Here is a 14855-nt window from a genome sequence, read left to right as displayed (position 1 = left end):
TATGTCAGAAGAAAGACTTAAACGAATCGAAATATTATTAGAAACTTGTGCTAAAGTCACTGTTGCTAATCAAACTGAAATTAAAGAAGTTCGACAAGAAATATCTGAACTTGCTCGACAAACGAATCAACAGATTAGTCAACTTACAACACAAATAGCATCTCTTAGTGAAATGTTTGTAGAAAGCGTAGGCATTATGCGTAGTATGCAATCAGAAATTAAAGGGTTGCAAACAGAAAATAAAAGAATACTAGATCATTTGTTTGGAGAGAATCAAAATAATTAGGGTTTGCTGAATAAATCAAACCCTAAGTAGTAACTTAGAAAAAGCGACAGAAGTAGCAAAAAAAATAAGAAATCATTGGAGAATAGAAAATCAGCTACATTGGGTAAAAGATGTAATAATGGAGGAAGATAAGTCAAAAATAAAACATAAACAAGCAGCCATAAATATCTCAGTATTAAAAACAATTGGGATTAATTTTTTTAGATAGTTAAAATTTGAATCGATAATAGAAGGGCGTAGATGCCTTGGGGCAAATCTTTCAGCCTTTTTTACTCATCTAAAATGAAACAGCCCTGCTTTGAAAGGGGGGAATATCCCTGTCAGCCTTTGAAAGGGGACAATATCGCTACGAGCTGTTGAAAGGGGAGAACTAAATTATCATTATTTTGGTAGTTTTTCTAATGATTCCATGATAGTTTGTGCCATAGTTTCATCCCCCTGTTGTTGACAAAGATTTAAGGCTTGTTGCCAATCTTGTCGGGCTTTGTCGTATTTTTTTAAGTGTTCGTAGGCTTCCCCTCGATTACTGTAGGCAAAAGCAAGTTCAGGCTCAATTTCGAGGGCTTTAGTAAAATCGGCGATGGCATTTTCGTATTGTTTTAATTCATCGTAAGTAATTCCCCTGCAATAATAAACACCGAAATCTTTAGGATCAAGTTCAATCGCTTTAGCATAGTCTGTGAGTGCTTCTGGGTATTGTTTTAACTCACAGTAAGTACTTCCCCGATCACAATAAGCTGATGAATCTTCAGGATCGAGTTCAATGGCTTTAGTGAAATCAGCGATCGCCTCTTCATATTTTTCTAAATCAATATAGGCATTTGCTCGATTAAAATAAGCCTCTTTATCTTGGGAGTTGAGTTCGATCGCACTGGTTAAGTCGTTGATAGTTTGATTGTCTGTCATAATAGTTATGTCCTCAGTAATTTACAAATTAATTAACATTTTTCATGGTAAACGGTATTAAGAAAGGAGGTTTTCTTTTGCCGTTGTTGGTGGGGTGTGCCGTTATTAGATATAAGAGTTAGTAAAAATTGGCAACCAATACGCATAGTTAATAAAGAAAAAATAGCTTATGAAAATAATAATGAAAATTATCTTTATATGATAGCTGAATTAGTCTTAAAAATTGTGCAAAAAAAAGATGAAGAGGGATTTAAAAAGATTAATTTACGTTTATATCCAGCTTCTCGATTTGCAAAAAATGAAGAATATGAAGAAAAAATAGAAACCATTTTACGTTTTCTACAAGTGCGTCAAGAAAAAATTATTAATTTTAATTTAACAAGGGTAAAACAACAACTTGCTAAAAATCATCGCCTCTTACAAATAGCAGATTTATTAAGTAATGGGAGTTATAGAAGCTATGGAAGATTGAATCAAGAATTGAAAGAAATAATGAAGGATACTTTTGGAGATTATAATTTTACTTTAATTGTACCCTTATTTTCTCAAAGAATTGAATCTTTACTTCAAGAACAAGCCTACGGTTTTGCTTTACGATTTATTTTAGTTGAAATAAACTTACCAAATAATAAAAATCAAGCCCTAGAATTTCTGAATAATGTTATTGATAATTTAGTGAAATTACCCTATAGTGAAAGAAATGCTCATCTTAACTATTTAATCAGTTGGTTAGAACAAGAAATTAATCAAAAAAGAGGTTTAGAATCAGGTTATCTATTAGCAGAAAATATCGAAAAAAATGTTTATCAAAAGTTAGCGGAAAAGCTGAGAGAAAAGAATCAAGAAAATAACGTAATTTGGTTTAAATATGCTATTCATTATTGGGCATTAACGGCGTATAATCACAGTGGTAAATTATTTAAGGCTAGTCAAGAAGTACAAAAATTAGATGAATTAAAATCTCAACTATATCACCAAATAGAGCATCTCAGTTTATTTATGGAAGGTTTAGTGGCTAAAGCGGTTCATTATACCGATCGATTTGATTTTGAAAAAGCGATTCAAGAAACTGAATTTATTATTGATTTTTATGATAGTTTCTTTAGTGAAGGAATGAAAGAATTTTTTGCTTTAATCATAGATAATGATGATAGTGATAATGCTATTAAATCAGATTTAAGAGCTAAAGGTTTAGGAACTTGTTTACAAGCACAAATCTATCAATATTTACAAAATAATGATGCTGAATTGTTAACTAAAGCTCGATCGAACAGTGAAAAAGCTATAGCGGAATTTGTGGCTTTAAATGATAAAAAACGACAATATCAATATCGTTGTCAATTAGAAGCTGTTGCAGGTAATTTTAACATTTCCCGTCAATATTTGGCAAAAAGTTTAGATTTAAAAGAGGAAAGTTCCTATTTAGAAATAATGCAACATATTAAACAATTAGACATAAGTTTTCAAGGGTTTTCTTTACTGCATTTATTTAGATTAGGTTATCAATCTTATTTTAAAAATGAATTTGATGAATGGGGTATTTTTAGAAAAGCATTGGAAGATTCTAAGTTATTAATTAATCCTTGGTTTCTCACTTCTGATTATAGTAATTATCCTATTCACGGTATCCTCAGAAGAGTAGTAAGTTTTGCTGTAATTATGGGAGATAAACAAAAGGCACAACAGGCATTAGGAAGATTAAATAACTTAAAACCCATAACTATAAGTCCTATTTTGGGATTAATACACATAGCCACTTATCTTGAGTATGCAGGTTTAATTTGGACGGGAGAATTAACTAATGATTTTAATAATATTATTGCAAATAACGATCGAACTAAAGTTACAATTACTTCTTTGATAGGGCAATTAAGAAATGATGATTTTGCAAAAATAAGAGCTTTTAAAACAGAAGTAGAGGAAACAATAACCGCTATTCAAATCGATCGAAATAACGTGGTGGATGTGAAAAAGGCATTGCTTAAATTAGGTAATCAAATCGGTTATTAAATATCCCCCTAGGGGAGCAGGGTTTTTTCAAAGTCGGGGTAGAATTGTATTTCAATGAGCCTTGCAAACAGCCCCCTAGCCTTTGAAAGGGGGGAATTTCCGTTACAAGATGATTAAACGGCAACCAGAATGATTGACAGGGGTATCGATTTCACGGTAAAGAATATCAATCCATTCATCTTGACAAGGAAAATGTTTGAAGTTTACGGCAAATACCCAGTATTGTTCTAATTTTAATGCTTTACGAATACCATAACCACTACGACTTTTTAAATCATAAACTCGATCGCGCCCTTTATCTTCATTGCCGACAAAAGAAACACCAACACGGATTAATTTACCTCCTGCATTTTCTAATTCCATAACCGCATCAATATTTAAAGTTTCCCAAAGTACAAAAATATCAGTTAAATCATAGCGTTTATTTTTTGCCCATGCTAATCGTTTAGAAACAAATTTTTCGGCAACAGAAAGTAAGTGTTCAGGGTTCAAATCTTTTGCGTCAAATGCTAATACTTTTAATTGTTGTGCTAAAGTTTGAAATCTTAAATTTAACATAGAAATTTCCCCTCTTTTCCTCTATCCCGTTTCAACAATTACTAATATAAATAGGGGCAGGAAAAGGGTTTTTCTAAGATGCGATCGAACCTATAATCTCCCCTAGCTTTCCAAACGGGGGAAAGAAAAGCCACTCCTGCTCTGGGAGAGGGGTTGGGGTGAGGGTAAACAAATCCGATTTAACCCAATCGGTAGGGGATATCTACTGGATCATCATCAAAGCAGTGCTCCAGAATGTATAGGGTAAACAAATCCGATTTAACCCAATCGGTAAGGATTTGGAGAAGACGAATAAAATCTTCAAGAACTAAAAATTTTCGTCAACAATTTTTACAGTTACCGTCACGAATTCAAGAAACAGCAAAAAAAATTACCAAATTTGGAAACAAAATCCTTTTCATCCTAGTTTAGAATTTAAAATAGTTAAGCCAAAAGAAAATATTTGGTCTGTTCGAGTGGGCATTGGATGGAGGGCATTAGGAGTAATGAGAAGTGATGAAGATAAAATTATCTGGTTTTGGATTGGTTCTCACGGAGCGATTAACTGTTAACGAATAGTTAATCAAATTTAACTATATATATCTAAAAAAAGATTAATTTTACTCAATATAATGTGTTATGATTAAGTAAAGCCGAAAACCAAGGCGTAAAATATTTCTGGTAGAAAGACCATACCTCGTTTAAAACTAACTTACCTGTAACAAGGTTGTTTGGGATGCCACAAACATTAAAACAGTTGAAAATAATGGTTAAGCAATAGGTGAACATTTCAGGAAAATAGGTTGGGTTACAGCCGAATTAACGCTTGTGGACAGTATCAAGCCGACTTGACTGGATGAAGCAAGAAGCAGACTCTCTAAAACCAATGTTTTAGTTAAATAATCAACTATGATTAAGTTTTGTATAACAGAATACGATAAAATTCTAGCTAGAAGACGATAGCTCGATCGAACTGATTTTTGGGTTTTGGTTTATTGCGTCGATTTAAGAAAAAACAAGAGGCTTAAACCCCTTGTTAACTCATACTTTCAGACTGTCAACGCCCTATTTAGGCTTATTTTTTTGACCGTTTTTATAACCAGCGGCGTAGGCTTCACTAATGGCGTTAGCTTTTGCACCCGACCAAACCATTCTACTGGCGGGATCACTGGCAGGATTATGATAGCCTTGATTGTGAGCGCCGTCACGTTCGCCTTTTTCGTATGCTTCTTGTTCAGTCATAATTTTTACCTTTTTTTGGTTAACAAATATAATTTAAACTTAGGGCAGGAAAAGGGGTTTTCCTCACATTGTAAAAAAAATGTAATATTAAAACTCTTTAGCATCCCATTACGCTAAGGTTAAGTTATCCTCATTGTCAGTGTGATAGTTATGCCAGAAATGTCCTTATCTCAAGAATATCCCCCATTACCTGCTAATTTATGGACTATTGATATACCTAAAAACCTACGGTATCCTAAGTTCGATCGACCTAATTTTGAAAAGGCACAAAAAAATTTCTTTGATAATATTAAAAAAGCCTTTCGTTTATATGTAGAAATAATGAGTTTTTATGATCAAGATTCTGATTTTTATTTTATAAATCCTCAAGAAACTTTTACTCAAAAAGATTGGAGAGATTTTTTTAATAGGGAAGATAACCAAGAATTTTTACAAGAGTCTGTCAAAGATTGGTTAGATACATTTGGTATTAAGAAAGAAAATTGGCTTCAACAATTTCAAGATTTATTTGGGCTTGAATTAACAAAAGAGCAAAAAGAGGAAATACTTAATTTAATTCCTTTTGACTGTTTAAATGAACAAAATGGTCAAAATGGTATTAGAACTTTTAATAACGATTTTATTTGTTTAGCAAAAAGAGGTTTCTTAGTTTCTGAAAATAAACGTTATAGTAAGTTATCTTTAGAAGATATTGAACAGAAATTAACAGCTAATATTAATGTTAATAATGGTGCTGAAAGTACTAATATTTATGACTTTGTGAATAATATTAAGTTTGATCAGGTATTAACTATGACTTCAGAAAATTTAAAAGATCAACAAAGATTTTTTATCAAGTTTCAACACATCGTTAATCAAAATGATGTTGATAAAGTTGAAGATATAATTTATGAGTTACGAAATATTTGGGAAAAAGAAGATATACCTTTAATTAAGATTAAATATCAAAGTTCTAGTCAAAAACAAATTTATGATGCTTTAGTTACTTATCCTATTTGTTTATTCTATAATCAACGGGGAATGTATTTAACGGGTTATGGTTCTAAACCGGGTGATAATTATTTAAGTTATTATAATTATCGTTTAGATCATTTTCAGGAATGGGAAAAAAATAAGTATATTATCACTGTAAATTGGGATGATGATGATCCATATATTCATCCTGAATTACCTAATGAAAAAGACGAAAAACAAGAACAAAAATCCGATGATATTTATAATGAATTGCAGAAGGCTTTAGGGGTAGATTTACATAGGGAAATTAAAACCATGCTGTTACGTTTTCCCAAAGATTTTCATAAATATTATATTGAAAATACGAAACGTCATGATACTTTTCAACGATTAAATGTAAAGAATCTCAAGGATTTTTGGGCAAAGTTCGATCGACATTTAAAAAACTCTAACATTAAAACTATTATCACCGATAATGAGAGGGAATTAATTAATGAGGTAATCAAAAAATATCCGGATGATGCTTATTATGTAATGGATTATCGTCACGGCAAGGAGGGGGGGGATAATGTGGAGGCGGATGTGATTATGCGCTTGAGAAGTTGGGGGCATAATGTGGAGATTTTAGCACCCCATGATTTGAGAAAAAGAATGCAGGAAGATTGTCAAAAATTATGGAAAGTTTATAATTCTAAAATTTGAGGATATTCGATCGAAATCCCCCCTAACCCCCTTTGAAAGGGGGGAATAATAACTTCATGCCCATTTATACCTCAGTTCGACATTTAGTGGCACTGGCATCCTGTCTGTATTAGCCCAGAATGATAATTTTTTCGTGTTTAGTGTGTAATTTTTAAATATGTTTCCCCCCTTCTCTTGGAGATGAGGGGTATGGAGACGAAGGATTTATAAATCTCCTCGTAATGCGTAAAGGATGAAAACGATTACAGGACCAGCAATTAAAATGAAACCTACGGAGGTTAATTGTAAAATAACTTGCAAATCTAAACCGCTAAAAAGATTGGTAATAAAATCCATACTTACTCCTAATATATTTTAAACAGGTGATTTTAAATGTTTAATCATAAAGCTAACAAAATATATGATACTAGGAAAGGTTGCTTTCGTTATCCTTAAAATCAACGAAAATTTATTAAGTTTTGTAACAAATCTTTTTGTTTATGAGTCATTGGCTTTGTGTAGAAAATTGTGGTGCTTGTTGTAACTTAGACCCGATCGAGCGTCCGAATTTAGCTGAATACCTGACAGAATCAGAGTTAGAGCTATATATGAGTATGGTAGGAGAAGATGGTTGGTGTATTAATTACGATCGAGAAACCAGAAAATGTCAAATATATCTCGATCGACCTCGTTTTTGTCGAGTCAAACCTGATATTTTCCATGAAATGTACGATATTCCCCTAGAAGAATTTGAAGAATTTGCCATTGATTGCTGTCATCAACAAATTGAAGGAGTTTACGGGGAAGAAAGTGAGGAAATGATTAATTATATAAAACAAACAGAGGGATAATCTAAGTTTACCTGAGTTCGATATAAAATGATGAAGATAAGAGAGGGGGAAGAGGGGGAAGAGGGGGAAGAAAAAGCCTTGTTAAGCAAATTCTAATCACATATTGTCCAAAAAATTAACTAATGCGTCTATCTCTGATTCGAGGGTGAAATAATGGACACAGGCACGGATACAATAAGGAGAAACTAAAGTGCGCAAGTAAAACCCTTTTTCTTCTAAGATTTTGACTACTTTATTGGCATCTTGTCCATTTCTGAGATAAAACGACACTAACCCCGATGCTGGAGGAGTCTGTTTTAAGCATTCTATACCTGAAATTTGGTTTAATTTTAACCACAAATAACGACTTAATTCACAAATTCTGTTGTATCTTTGCTCAATAGTACCCCATTGTTGATGAAGTTCGATCGAGCTTTGTAAGGCACAAAACAGAGGATAAGCCGAAGTCGCCACTTCATAACGACTAGCAGAATCACTTAAAGGCAAATCAGATTTACTATAGTTTAAACTGCGCCAACCGATGAAAGTGGGAGGCAACTGAGAAATTAAATCTTGACGCACATAAAGAAACCCGACACCTGCCGCACCACATAACCATTTATGTCCTGTACAACCATAGTAGTCAACTTGAGATTCTAATAAATCAAGGGGTAAACTTCCTGCCGACTGCGCCCCATCCACTAATACTGGTATAGGATAATGAAAATAGTTATGGCATAATGAAACAATTTCTTTTAAGGGTAACACTTGCCCCGTATTCCACAAAATGTGACTTATAACCAACAATTTTGTTTTTGCCGTGAGATGGTTTTCGATGACAGTAACGGGATTACCTTCATTAAGAGTAGCAACCATAGGGCAAGTAACGATTTTAACCCCAAAACGGCGACTAATTTCCTTGATGATAGCAATTACTCCCGGATGTTCGGCATCGGTTAATAAAATCTCGTCTCCTTGTTGCCAATTCATACCCCAAAGAGGAATATTGCAACTGGCGGTAACATTTTCCGTTAAGGCGATGGTATCAGGAGTTACGTCAATTTCATCGGCGATGGCTTTTTTCGTTTCTTGGATGATTTTTTGTACCCAACTATTAGATTTAAGACTAAAAACGCCTATTTCCTCAAGATAATGATAACTCTCGATGATTTTTTTGAGGCTCGATCGAGGTAAAATACCTTGTCCTCCGTAGTTAAAATAATATTTATCCTGTAAACCAGTAAATTCTTCTCTGTGTTTTAAAATATCAATCATAGTGAATAGATAATGAGTAATGGAAAGAGATAACGCTTCAAAACCTTGATTTTTCATTCTTTAACCTGACACCCGATACCTGATACCTGATGCCTGATACCTACCCTCATCAAAATACTTTTTCAGCGCCCCCTAATTACCTATAAATATTTATGCAAAATAGATTGTGAATTTTAAAATTAATTAAAATAACTTACATCTTTGTTGCCTCTTGCCTCTTGCCTTTCATAAAGTAAACATACAATTAATTTTGCCTACTCACTTAGAAAGGGAAAATAATGGGCAATGCCTTCTAAAATTCCTGCGCTATAATTGCCATTCATATTTAAGTAATTTCCTAGGGCGATATAAATTGAATTTGTATCTCCTGTTTCTTGTATATAAGAGTTAACTTTTTCTTTTACTTCTCCATGGGCATTTGCCACTAAAATTGATTTTATCGGACTTATTAACACATCTAAATCATTGCCACTATCTCCCGAAAATACTGTATTTTCTAAGGTAAAATTCTCATGTTTCATTAAATATTCGATCGAACGAAACTTATTAGCAGAATGAGGTAAAATATCCAATAAACCGATATTTTTTTCTTCATCAACGCTCCAAATTAAATTAGATTTAAAGTTAGCTTTTTCTAAAATATTAGAAACTTGATTAAGTAAATTTTCGATATTAATATCAAGAGAAATATAATAACTTAATTTATGTAAACCCTGCTTTTCTTTTTCCTGTAATTGACATTCTTTAATATCAGCAAATAAAGAGATCAAATCTTGAGAATTATTATTGTGCCAATCCCTACCTATATACTCATCCCAATCTTTTAACCTTAACCATTGATTATTGTCTATAGTAAAAATAGTTGAACCCACATCAGCAATGACGAAATCAGGTGAGGGTAATTGATATTGTTCGATGGCATTTTGTACTAAAAATCGATCACGTCCAGTGACATAGGCTAAACGAATGTTAGATTGAGATACTAATTGACTAAATAAATTTCTACCTTGAGGGGATTCAGGGGCTTCGCCATTAGGAATTAAAGTTCTATCTAAATCCGTACAAATTAAAAGTTGATTCATTGTGCATACTTCAAAACATTCTTAATTTAATTAGAAATCTCCAGAAAAACAGGCAAGATGCCTGTTCTACGGGGAAAATTATAATTATGATCACAGTCTATTTATTATTCACTACTTGTCACTTTATTTATTCGCTTATAATTCTTTTTTCACTTGGGCAACGCTATCTAATTTACCTTGTTGTTCATAAATACTTTTGGCAGTTTCTAACATCTGTCTGGCTTCAGCACTTCTTCCTCGTTGCTTGAGCAGTAAGCCTAAACGATGATAACCGTAGGGATTTTGTGGAGCTAATTCAATAAAACGCCGATAAGCTACAATGGCTCGAAAATCATCTTGTTGTTGTTCATATACTCTAGCAATACCTCCGTAGGCTTGAATGGAATTACTATCAAGGGCGGATGCTTTTTGGTAGGCTTCTAAGGCTTTTTCTAAATCCTGTTGTTGTTCATATACCATCCCCATTTTTAGGATAATTTTGGGGTTATGAGCATCACTTTGTTCTAAAATCTTTAGTTGTTCTAATCCTTGGGCAGATTTTTCTCCTTTAAAGTAAGCTGTAGCTAATTTTAATCTTAAATCGTGGTTGTGGGGAAATTTCTCGATCGAATCCTCTAAGAAAGCAATAGCTTCATCATTTTTATCTTGTTGATATAAAGCCGTAGCCATCATATCGTAAGCAGTTTCATTTTTAGGATCGAGTGCGATCGCCCTTCTGTAGTAATTTTCAACTAAATCATATTGTTGATTACGCAGTAGTAAAACCCCTAAAGCGGTGAAATTATCAGCATTATTGGGTTGTAATGCCATAGCTCGTTGATAGGATTCAATGGCTTTAGAATAGTCACCCATTTGAGCAAAAGTATAACCCAAAGCGGTGTAAAAATCGCCATTATCAGGAGCAAGAGTTAACGCCTGTTGATAGGCACTGACGGCTGACTGAAAATCCCCTAAAGAAGCGTAGAGATAACCCATTCCCGAAAAAATCTTCGGATTATCACCATCTAAAGTTGCCGCCTGACGGTAAATAGATAGAGCATTATTCCAATCCCTAGCGTTGAAATACTGTTTACCTTGTTGAAGTAACCTAAATAATTCTTGTCTTTGTTGAGGATTTAATCTAGTAGCTACGGTTTGAGTCGTTTGAGCTTGTGCCGTTAATTCTACGGGAAATAAACCCATACCTCCTAAAAGTAAAGAGATAATTATTTGAGGGATAATGTGCTTATACACTCGGTTTTTAACCTCCGTTAAACTTAAAGAATCTTAATAATAACATAAAAAGACTTTTTGCACAGTTAATTAATTGAGCATGAAAAATTTTATAGCTCGATCGAGTTCGATCGGCAAATAATTTGCTAATATTTGAAATTAAAATCGTGATTGAGAGTAATAATTATGAGTCTGTCTAGCTTTTTCCAATTTATCGTGGGTTTCTTCTTGGGTATTATCTTATTCGGTGCGGGAATCGCTGGAGGGGCTTATTTTTTCCTTACCAATGTAGCCGTCAATCCCTCGAAACATTTATTCGCCGAAGAAAAATCTACCCCTGAGAAAAAAGAAACTCCTACCCCTGCTGTGGTTGAAAAAAAAGAAGAGCCTCCCAAAGTAGAAGAAGTTAAAAAAGAAGAGCCACCTGCCGAAAAATTACCCGATGGTGCTTATAAAGCAAGAGTAACATGGTCAACGGGTTTAAGTTTAAGATCAGAGCCTAGTGCCAGTGCAGAAAGAGTTGGGGGAGTAGGTTTCAATACCGAAATTATTATTTTAACCACCAGTAACGATCGACAGTGGCAAAAAGTTCGCATTCCCAATAGTCAACAAGAAGGTTGGGTTAAAGCAGGTAACGTGGAAAAAATCAATGAATAATTTGTAATGGTAACTTATGAAAACCGATAAACTATTTTACAATATCTTTCTTGCTGAACCATCTTTAATCAATGAATTAATACCGACAATACCAGCCGATTGTGAATTTAGTTATAGTTCCCCTGTTATCAAAGATACAGAATTTCGCTTAGATGGACTTTTAACTCCTTCAGGAGATGATATAAATGTACCATTAATCTTTTTAGAAGCCCAAATGCAACGGGATGTAAAATTTTATGGGCGATATTTTGCCCAAAGTCATCTCTATCTATATCAATATGAAGTGAAAAGAAACTGGCAAGGTTTATTGATATTAAAAAGTAGGAATCTTGATTTAGGCTCAGATATTCCTTATCGAACTCTGTTAAACACTCACATAACAAGACTTTATTTAGAAGATTTATTACTATTCAACGATTTAAGTCCCAATTTATCATTGTTAAAATTAATAGTAGTCCAAAATTCTGAAGTAAAAAGTCTAGGAAAATCTATTCTAAGTACGGCAGAAACAGAGGATGAATTTCAAAGACGATTCAAGCTCATGGAAGCTATACTTAAAAGTAAACTGCCCCAATTAACGACAGAGGAGATATTGAAGATGTTTGATTTGAGAACTGCAAAAATGCCTGAACTTAATGCCTACGAAACATTAGTAGAATATTGGCAAGAAAAAGCTAAAAAAGAAGGTTTACAACAGGGTTTACAACAGGGTTTACAACAAGGTGAAGTCGAATTAGTAATGCGTCTGCTAAAACGACGTTGTGGTACTTTATCAAAATCTGTGGAAAATAGAGTACGATCGCTGTGTGTACCTCAACTAGAATCCCTTGCGGAAGCGTTATTAGATTTTCAAGGAATAGATGACTTAGAAAACTGGTTTAGCAATAACGATAAATAATTCTCCAACTACTATAAAAAGCGATCGAAGAAGATACCACTAAAAACAATAGAATAGGAGGAAATCTTCTGTCAAATCTTGAATTTTTGAAAAGACTATGGTAACAATCACTCCTATTAAACCCCAAATAACCCTAGAACAATTTTTGCAACAAGACTATATAGACGAAGCCCCTGCTTATGAATATATAAATAAAGAAGTAGTGAGAAAACCCATGCCCAAAACTCATCACAGTCGTATTCAAATTAAATTAGCTAGTCTCATTGAATCAGTTTTGGAAAAGAAAAAACAAGCCGTTACATTTACAGAATTACGTTGTACCTTTGGTAGTAGATCGATCGTACCTGATATAGTAATAATAAATAGGCAACAAATTCCCCTTAATGAAGATGGAGAATTAGACAATAATGCTATCTTTTTTGCTCCTATTTGGTCGATCGAAATTTTATCACCAAATCAAAAACCCACTAAGGTAATTGATAATATTTTATTTTGTTTAGAAAACGGTACAAAAATGGGGTGGTTAATCGATACAGATGAAAAAATGATCATGGTATTTCAAGCAGAAAAAGCTCTTAAAATTTATCGTGATGAGGATATTTTACCTATAATTGATAACCTTGATTTAGAATTAACACCGAGTCAAATATTTTCTTGGCTTAAACTTTGATAATTTTTCTTAAAATTGTTACTAAAAATCATTATTTTTCTTTTTGGTTCTTGAAAATTAAAATACCCTAAAATCATTACAAAAAAATGTAGTTTATCAAAATTTATGACGATCACACCTATTAAACAAAAGCATATAACCCTAGAAGAATTTTTGCAAAAAGACTATATAGACGAAGCTCCAGCCTATGAATATATTAATAATGAAGTAATAAGAAAACCCATGCCTCAAGGAAAACATAGTCAAATTCAGTATAAAATTTGTGAAATTATTAATCAATTAAAAGAGCGAATCGCTTATGCTTTACCTGAACTGCGTTGTACCTTTTCTAATAGATCGATCGTACCAGATATTGCTATTTTTTATTGGGAAAGAATACCCTTAGATGATGAAGGAGAAATAGCTAATCAATTTAATTCTTATCCTGATTTGACGATCGAAATTTTATCACCAAATCAAAAACCAACGAAAGTAATTGATAATATTTTATTCTGTTTAGAATACGGTACACAAGTAGGATGGTTAATCGATACAGATGAAAAAATGATCATGGTATTTCAACCCGAAAAAGCCCTAAAAATTTACCATGATGAAGAAATTTTACCCATAATTAATAACCTTGATTTAGAATTAACACCGAATCAAATATTTTCTTGGCTTAAACTTTGATAATTTTTTGTAAAAATTGTAATTTGTGATAATTATTTTATTAAAATTCTTTTCTATGTTCTCTTGCGTAGGGGTTGAACAATGTTCAACCCTATTTCATCAAAAACTTCTTTTAATAAAGAGCAAATTCTAATTATTATTAACAATAAACTCTAAAATTTTCTCTACATTATCAGTGATTAAAGGATAACTTAATTTTGGTCTTTCAATAATAATAAGAGGAATATTTAATTCTTGGGAAATTTGCTGTTTGATGTCTTCTCCTCCAGCTTTCCCCCCTGCTTTAGTGACAACGATGTCTATATTCCACATTTGCCATAATGCTTTTTCCAATTCTGCGGTAATAGGTGGACGAAGTGCTATAATTCGATCGCACTGAAAATTGGCTTCATAAGCTAGATTAATAGACTCTGGATAAGGAAGTATTCGAGCGTAAAGAGTTGCTAAATGATGATAATTGCTGAATAGATGTAAAAATTTAGCACCGATAGTTAATAATACCCGTTTACCGTAAAGAGGAGAGTTTTCTGTGGTAAGAGATTCCAATGAAGAAACATAGGAAATGGAAGGAGAAGGGTTAAGATTTGGGCGCTCGTATCGTAAATAGGGTATCTTTAATTCTTGACTGAGGTTAATTACCGTTTGGGATATATTCACCGCAAAGGGATGGGAAGAATCGATGATAAGGTTTATATCCTGTTGCCTGATAAATGAGGCTATTTCCGATGCTGACAGTTTACCCACTATAATTTTACACTCAGGATTCGATCGATAAAGTTGTACTGCACTCGATGTGGTGACAGTGATGATAAAATCAATGTGATGTTGTGTTAATAACTGTACGATCGAAACACTCTCTGAAGTTCCGCCAATAAGCCAAATCATCTATAGTTGATAGTGAATAGTTAAGAAGAGAGAGGGGGAAGAGGGGGAAGAGGGGGAAGAG

16 protein-coding genes and 2 pseudogenes are annotated in these 14855 nt (G+C 33.2%); 10 read left to right on the top strand and 8 right to left on the bottom strand.

Annotated features, from left to right (window positions below; all coding sequences use genetic code 11):
- The first annotated feature begins 1 nt into the window (after nucleotide 1).
- Nucleotides 2–286, top strand: a complete 285-nt coding sequence (locus ACN4EE_RS09865; RefSeq protein WP_431706269.1) for a hypothetical protein — start codon at nucleotides 2–4, stop codon at nucleotides 284–286.
- 22 nt (nucleotides 287–308) lie between these two features.
- Nucleotides 309–491, top strand: a pseudogene (locus ACN4EE_RS09860) (ISAs1 family transposase); the annotation flags it as partial.
- A 176-nt stretch (nucleotides 492–667) separates the two neighbouring features.
- On the opposite strand, the gene ACN4EE_RS09855 reads toward ACN4EE_RS09860, so the two are convergent.
- Entirely contained in the window at nucleotides 668–1192 is a 525-nt protein-coding gene (locus tag ACN4EE_RS09855) for a tetratricopeptide repeat protein (protein ID WP_431706268.1), read from the bottom strand.
- A 96-nt stretch (nucleotides 1193–1288) separates the two neighbouring features.
- On the opposite strand from ACN4EE_RS09855, the gene ACN4EE_RS09850 reads away from it, so the two are divergent.
- Nucleotides 1289–3202: a hypothetical protein gene (locus ACN4EE_RS09850; protein ID WP_431706267.1), complete on the top strand. Its 1914-nt coding sequence runs from the start codon at nucleotides 1289–1291 to the stop codon at nucleotides 3200–3202.
- A gap of 102 nt (nucleotides 3203–3304) precedes the next feature.
- On the opposite strand, the gene ACN4EE_RS09845 is transcribed toward ACN4EE_RS09850, so the two are convergent.
- Nucleotides 3305–3760 carry a hypothetical protein gene (locus ACN4EE_RS09845; protein WP_431706266.1) on the bottom strand — a complete coding sequence of 152 codons (456 nt, stop codon included), beginning with the start codon at nucleotides 3758–3760 and terminating at the stop codon, nucleotides 3305–3307.
- Nucleotides 3761–4051: 291 nt separating this feature from the next.
- On the opposite strand from ACN4EE_RS09845, the pseudogene ACN4EE_RS09840 reads away from it, so the two are divergent.
- Nucleotides 4052–4311 (top strand): annotated as a pseudogene (locus ACN4EE_RS09840) (ParE family toxin-like protein).
- Nucleotides 4312–4804: 493 nt separating this feature from the next.
- Here ACN4EE_RS09840 and ACN4EE_RS09835 read toward each other — a convergent pair.
- Entirely contained in the window at nucleotides 4805–4981 is a 177-nt protein-coding gene (locus ACN4EE_RS09835; RefSeq protein ID WP_431706265.1) for a hypothetical protein, read from the bottom strand.
- A gap of 150 nt (nucleotides 4982–5131) precedes the next feature.
- Between ACN4EE_RS09835 and ACN4EE_RS09830 the strand changes: the two genes are divergently transcribed.
- Nucleotides 5132–6637: a TIGR03985 family CRISPR-associated protein gene (locus ACN4EE_RS09830; protein WP_431706264.1), complete on the top strand. Its 1506-nt coding sequence runs from the start codon at nucleotides 5132–5134 to the stop codon at nucleotides 6635–6637.
- A gap of 204 nt (nucleotides 6638–6841) precedes the next feature.
- Here ACN4EE_RS09830 and psb30 read toward each other — a convergent pair whose 3' ends face one another.
- Nucleotides 6842–6973, bottom strand: a complete 132-nt coding sequence (gene psb30 / locus ACN4EE_RS09825) for a photosystem II reaction center protein Ycf12/Psb30 (protein WP_066115540.1) — start codon at nucleotides 6971–6973, stop codon at nucleotides 6842–6844.
- A gap of 143 nt (nucleotides 6974–7116) precedes the next feature.
- On the opposite strand from psb30, the gene ACN4EE_RS09820 reads away from it, so the two are divergent.
- Entirely contained in the window at nucleotides 7117–7467 is a 351-nt protein-coding gene (locus tag ACN4EE_RS09820) for a YkgJ family cysteine cluster protein (RefSeq protein WP_431706263.1), read from the top strand.
- 96 nt (nucleotides 7468–7563) lie between these two features.
- On the opposite strand, the gene ACN4EE_RS09815 is transcribed toward ACN4EE_RS09820, so the two are convergent.
- From ACN4EE_RS09815 to ACN4EE_RS09805, 3 genes are all read right to left on the bottom strand, one after another.
- Nucleotides 7564–8721 carry an aminotransferase class V-fold PLP-dependent enzyme gene (locus tag ACN4EE_RS09815; protein ID WP_431706299.1) on the bottom strand — a complete coding sequence of 386 codons (1158 nt, stop codon included), beginning with the start codon at nucleotides 8719–8721 and terminating at the stop codon, nucleotides 7564–7566.
- A gap of 254 nt (nucleotides 8722–8975) precedes the next feature.
- Nucleotides 8976–9803, bottom strand: a complete 828-nt coding sequence (locus ACN4EE_RS09810) for an HAD-IIB family hydrolase (protein WP_431706262.1) — start codon at nucleotides 9801–9803, stop codon at nucleotides 8976–8978.
- A 135-nt stretch (nucleotides 9804–9938) separates the two neighbouring features.
- A complete protein-coding gene (locus tag ACN4EE_RS09805) occupies nucleotides 9939–11036 on the bottom strand; it encodes a tetratricopeptide repeat protein (RefSeq protein WP_431706261.1) in 1098 nt (365 codons plus the stop codon).
- A 165-nt stretch (nucleotides 11037–11201) separates the two neighbouring features.
- On the opposite strand from ACN4EE_RS09805, the gene ACN4EE_RS09800 reads away from it, so the two are divergent.
- The 4 genes from ACN4EE_RS09800 to ACN4EE_RS09785 all read left to right on the top strand — a co-directional run bounded on the left by ACN4EE_RS09800 (nucleotide 11202) and on the right by ACN4EE_RS09785 (nucleotide 13909).
- Nucleotides 11202–11672 (top strand): SH3 domain-containing protein, encoded by a 471-nt coding sequence (locus ACN4EE_RS09800; RefSeq protein WP_431706260.1) that lies wholly within the window; start codon nucleotides 11202–11204, stop codon nucleotides 11670–11672.
- Nucleotides 11673–11688: 16 nt separating this feature from the next.
- The gene (locus tag ACN4EE_RS09795; RefSeq protein WP_431706259.1) at nucleotides 11689–12570 is read left to right on the top strand and encodes a DUF2887 domain-containing protein; all 882 of its coding nucleotides are present in this window, start codon (nucleotides 11689–11691) and stop codon (nucleotides 12568–12570) included.
- Between the two features lie 97 nt (nucleotides 12571–12667).
- Complete coding sequence (locus tag ACN4EE_RS09790; RefSeq protein ID WP_431706258.1) at nucleotides 12668–13240, top strand: Uma2 family endonuclease; 573 nt, start codon at nucleotides 12668–12670, stop codon at nucleotides 13238–13240.
- 105 nt (nucleotides 13241–13345) lie between these two features.
- Entirely contained in the window at nucleotides 13346–13909 is a 564-nt protein-coding gene (locus tag ACN4EE_RS09785) for a Uma2 family endonuclease (protein ID WP_431706257.1), read from the top strand.
- Between the two features lie 129 nt (nucleotides 13910–14038).
- Here the strand turns inward: ACN4EE_RS09785 and ACN4EE_RS09780 are convergent, their stop codons facing one another.
- Entirely contained in the window at nucleotides 14039–14794 is a 756-nt protein-coding gene (locus ACN4EE_RS09780) for a cobalt-precorrin-6A reductase (RefSeq protein ID WP_431706256.1), read from the bottom strand.
- Between the last annotated feature and the right edge of the window lie 61 nt (nucleotides 14795–14855).

Source organism: Geminocystis sp. CENA526 (assembly GCF_050753365.1).
Lineage (GTDB): Bacteria > Cyanobacteriota > Cyanobacteriia > Cyanobacteriales > Cyanobacteriaceae > Geminocystis.
The sequence above is the reverse complement of the archived record's forward strand: the minus strand, read 5'-3'. Positions and strand labels throughout refer to the sequence as shown.

What these genes read in the sequence shown, in the direction of transcription:
- ACN4EE_RS09815 (WP_431706299.1), bottom strand. Translation starts at nt 8,721, where the DNA reads ATGATTGATATTTTAAAACACAGAGAAGAATTTACTGGTTTACAGGAT.
- ACN4EE_RS09800 (WP_431706260.1), top strand. Translation starts at nt 11,202, where the DNA reads ATGAGTCTGTCTAGCTTTTTCCAATTTATCGTGGGTTTCTTCTTGGGT.
- ACN4EE_RS09855 (WP_431706268.1), bottom strand. Translation starts at nt 1,192, where the DNA reads ATGACAGACAATCAAACTATCAACGACTTAACCAGTGCGATCGAACTC.
- ACN4EE_RS09785 (WP_431706257.1), top strand. Translation starts at nt 13,346, where the DNA reads ATGACGATCACACCTATTAAACAAAAGCATATAACCCTAGAAGAATTT.
- ACN4EE_RS09845 (WP_431706266.1), bottom strand. Translation starts at nt 3,760, where the DNA reads ATGTTAAATTTAAGATTTCAAACTTTAGCACAACAATTAAAAGTATTA.
- psb30 (WP_066115540.1), bottom strand. Translation starts at nt 6,973, where the DNA reads ATGGATTTTATTACCAATCTTTTTAGCGGTTTAGATTTGCAAGTTATT.
- ACN4EE_RS09795 (WP_431706259.1), top strand. Translation starts at nt 11,689, where the DNA reads ATGAAAACCGATAAACTATTTTACAATATCTTTCTTGCTGAACCATCT.
- ACN4EE_RS09790 (WP_431706258.1), top strand. Translation starts at nt 12,668, where the DNA reads ATGGTAACAATCACTCCTATTAAACCCCAAATAACCCTAGAACAATTT.
- ACN4EE_RS09835 (WP_431706265.1), bottom strand. Translation starts at nt 4,981, where the DNA reads ATGACTGAACAAGAAGCATACGAAAAAGGCGAACGTGACGGCGCTCAC.
- ACN4EE_RS09830 (WP_431706264.1), top strand. Translation starts at nt 5,132, where the DNA reads ATGCCAGAAATGTCCTTATCTCAAGAATATCCCCCATTACCTGCTAAT.
- ACN4EE_RS09810 (WP_431706262.1), bottom strand. Translation starts at nt 9,803, where the DNA reads ATGAATCAACTTTTAATTTGTACGGATTTAGATAGAACTTTAATTCCT.
- ACN4EE_RS09780 (WP_431706256.1), bottom strand. Translation starts at nt 14,794, where the DNA reads ATGATTTGGCTTATTGGCGGAACTTCAGAGAGTGTTTCGATCGTACAG.
- ACN4EE_RS09820 (WP_431706263.1), top strand. Translation starts at nt 7,117, where the DNA reads ATGAGTCATTGGCTTTGTGTAGAAAATTGTGGTGCTTGTTGTAACTTA.
- ACN4EE_RS09865 (WP_431706269.1), top strand. Translation starts at nt 2, where the DNA reads ATGTCAGAAGAAAGACTTAAACGAATCGAAATATTATTAGAAACTTGT.